We start from the raw sequence: 2891 nt of genomic DNA, 5'->3' as shown, positions 1-2891 counted from the left end.
TTCGGTCATTGCGCGTTTTCGCGTTCGATGTTGCGCAGCCGGTCAAGCGCGCCTTGCAGGATGTATCCAGCCGCTATCTGGTCGATCACCTCCGCGCGGCGGCGGCGCGAAGTATCCCCTTCCAGCAGCGCGCGCTCGGCGGCGACGGTCGAAAGCCGCTCGTCCCAGTAGCCGATCGGAAGCTCGGTCAGCCGCGAGAGGTTGCGCGCAAAGGCCCGCGTCGCCTGACAGCGCGGGCCTTCAGAGCCGTCCATGTTCAGCGGCAGGCCAAGCACTATGCCCTGCAACTCACGCTCGGCAACCAGCCGCAGCAGCGCCGCAGCATCAAGTGTAAACTTCTCGCGCCGTATCGTGGTCAGCGGCGAGGCGACCTGCCGCCCCCTATCAGAGACGGCCACGCCAATTGTCTTGGTGCCAAGATCGAGCCCCGCGATACCGCCTCTGGGTGCAAGTGCCGCCGCAAAATCGGCCAGCGCGTCACAGATCATTCCACCGCCCCGGCAGCTTGCGCCGCCGCGCGGGCTTGCGCCAGATCGCCGGGTTTATCAGCTAGGGCAATTTGCGCTGCCGCCCACTTTTCCTTGGCCTCGTCGATACGCCCCAGGGTGCCTAGGGCATTGAACAGTTGCGCCCATTCCGCGCCACTGCCACCTTCGGTTTCCAGCCGGTCTGACAACCGCGCCACCATGGAATCGATGAAGCTGGACTGTTCCTCGGCCGAAAGCGATGCGGCGGCGGCCATGTCTTCAGCCGTGGGGCCGGCCAATGCGGGTGCTGTTTCCTCGCCCGTGGCAGCAGCTGCAATCATCGCAAGATCGACGGGGCGCTCGGCAAAGACCTGCTGCGCTTCGGCCCAGATCGCGTCGGCGCGCTGATCGTCTCCCAAAAGCTTGAGCGCGCGGATCAGCCGCGCCCATTCGTCGGCGGTCCCGCCCGACATCGCCATCTTGCTCATCAGTGCCTGCGTCGAGGCATCCAGCACCGCAACCCGCGCCTCGGGCGCAAGGCCCGCCGCTGCCGCAAGATCGGCGGCAGTCGGGCCAACCGCTTGCGCCACGGGTGCCACGTAATCTTCTTGCCCCGCGAACCATGCAAGCTCGTTGATCGTGCGGCGGATCGGCGCGATCCACGGCGCATATTCAGGCCCGCGCTCTAGCAGCGCCGACCAGATATCGAAGGTGCGATCCGGGCGGTTCAACTGCGCCATCATCAGGCCCATGTAGTAAAGCGCTGTGCCATTGCCGGGGTCTTTGCGCAGGGTATCTTCCAGAACCGCCTCGATTTCGGGGGTGATGACGCCACCCGTTGCGCCGATCATGTATTCGGCCTGCATCGCCAGATCGTCGGCGGTTGCAGCATCGCCCTTCAGCGCGATCAGCTTTTGCTGCGTGACCCAGGCTTCATGAAAGTTGCCCAAGAGCGCCTCATTGCGCGCCAAAAGATCATGCCCAACCGTATCGTCAGGCCGATCGGTCACGGCTTGGCGCAACTTGGCCATCAACTCGGCATACTGCGGGTCTGGCGTCGGAAGCGGGCCGCGTATCTCGGCGGCGGTTGCCTCGGCATCGGCCTGCGAGGGGCGCGCGTCGTAGGCGGCATTCGATTCAGCCATGCGTGCGCTCAGGGGTTGATCCGCAAAACCGGGTGCCCCAAGCCATTGATAGATCCAGACCGACCCGCCCAGAAGCGCTAGCATCGTCACCGCGACCGCAACCGTGGCACCTTGCGGTGCGCGGCTGCCAGCTTGCCCGTCCTTGGCGGCACGGTCAGCCTCAAGCAAGCGGCGCGAGATTTCGACGCGCAGACGCTCGCCTTCTTCGGGGGTAATCACGCCGCGGGCAAGATCTGCCTCGACGCCCTTCAACTGGTCGCGATACAGCCCCAAATCCTTGGCCGCATCAGGCAGAGCCGCAGCGTCGGCCCCACCGCGCCACAGCGCGAGAGCGAACAAAAGCGCGATGACGGCAACCAAGGCCGCAGTCAGGGTCCAGAACAGCATGGGCACTCCCTTCAGGTTGTCTTCCATTTAGAGCGTGAATGCGTCAAGCAAAACCCCTCGTTGCAGAACACGCGCACCATGCCGCAGGTGTGATGTCGTATTTTTCCCCATTGTGCCGCTTGGGTGCTGCTTGCAGCCGCGGCTATGGTCCATCAGTCTGGCGACAATGGGCGCAGCAGGCGGGAATCGCCGTGGGCCAAGGCTCGGGAGTTCGGGGCATGAGACGCTATTCGATTTTCGCTGTGGCCCGCGAGGGCTTGCGTTTTCACCAAGGCTGGGGCCGCGCTTGGGCATCGCCTGAACCAAAAAAGAAATACGACGTGGTCGTGGTCGGTGCCGGTGGGCATGGGCTGGCCACCGCCTATTACCTTGGCCGCAATTTTGGCATTCGCAATGTGGCGATCATCGACAAGGGGTGGCTGGGCGGTGGCAATACCGGGCGCAACACCACCGTGATCCGCTCGAACTACCTGCAAGACCCGTCGGCGGCGATCTACGAAAAATCGCGCGCGCTTTATGAAACCCTCAGCCAAGATCTGAACTACAACGTCATGTTCAGCCCGCGCGGTTTGCTGATGCTCGCGCAGACCGAACACGAGGCACGCGGTTACAAGCGCACCGTGCACGCCAACGCGCTGCAAGGCATTGAAACCCAGTGGATTGACACTGCAAAGGTCAAGCAGCTGGTTCCGATCATGAACGTCGCCGGGCCGCGCTATCCAGTGCTTGGCGCGCTTTACCAGGCGCGCGGCGGCACGGCACGGCACGATGCGGTGGCGTGGGGCTATGCGCGGGCCTGTTCCGATATGGGAATGGACATCATCCAGAACTGCGAAGTCACCGGCGTGCGCACCCAAGGCGGGCGCGTGCAGGGGGTAGACACCTCGCGCGG

At 64.1% G+C, this 2891-nt stretch carries 3 protein-coding genes; 1 reads left to right on the top strand and 2 read right to left on the bottom strand.

The window, feature by feature from the left end:
- Window positions 1-5 precede the first annotated feature (5 nt).
- Both ruvX and ccmI read right to left on the bottom strand, forming a co-directional pair.
- A complete protein-coding gene (gene ruvX, locus ABY403_RS15200) occupies window positions 6-488 on the bottom strand; it encodes a Holliday junction resolvase RuvX (protein WP_372841664.1) in 483 nt (160 codons plus the stop codon).
- A complete protein-coding gene (ccmI, locus tag ABY403_RS15195; RefSeq protein ID WP_372841663.1) occupies window positions 485-1999 on the bottom strand; it encodes a c-type cytochrome biogenesis protein CcmI in 1515 nt (504 codons plus the stop codon). Before ccmI ends, ruvX begins: the two co-directional genes overlap by 4 nt.
- Before the next feature lie 218 nt (window positions 2000-2217).
- Between ccmI and ABY403_RS15190 the strand changes: the two genes are divergently transcribed.
- Window positions 2218-2891: FAD-dependent oxidoreductase (locus ABY403_RS15190; RefSeq protein ID WP_372841662.1), on the top strand; the 674-nt coding region annotated here is incomplete at its 3' end.

It is taken from the genome of Phaeovulum sp. (assembly GCF_041596715.1).
Taxonomy (GTDB): Bacteria; Pseudomonadota; Alphaproteobacteria; order Rhodobacterales; family Rhodobacteraceae; genus UBA6213.
The sequence above is the reverse complement of the archived record's forward strand: the minus strand, read 5'-3'. Positions and strand labels throughout refer to the sequence as shown.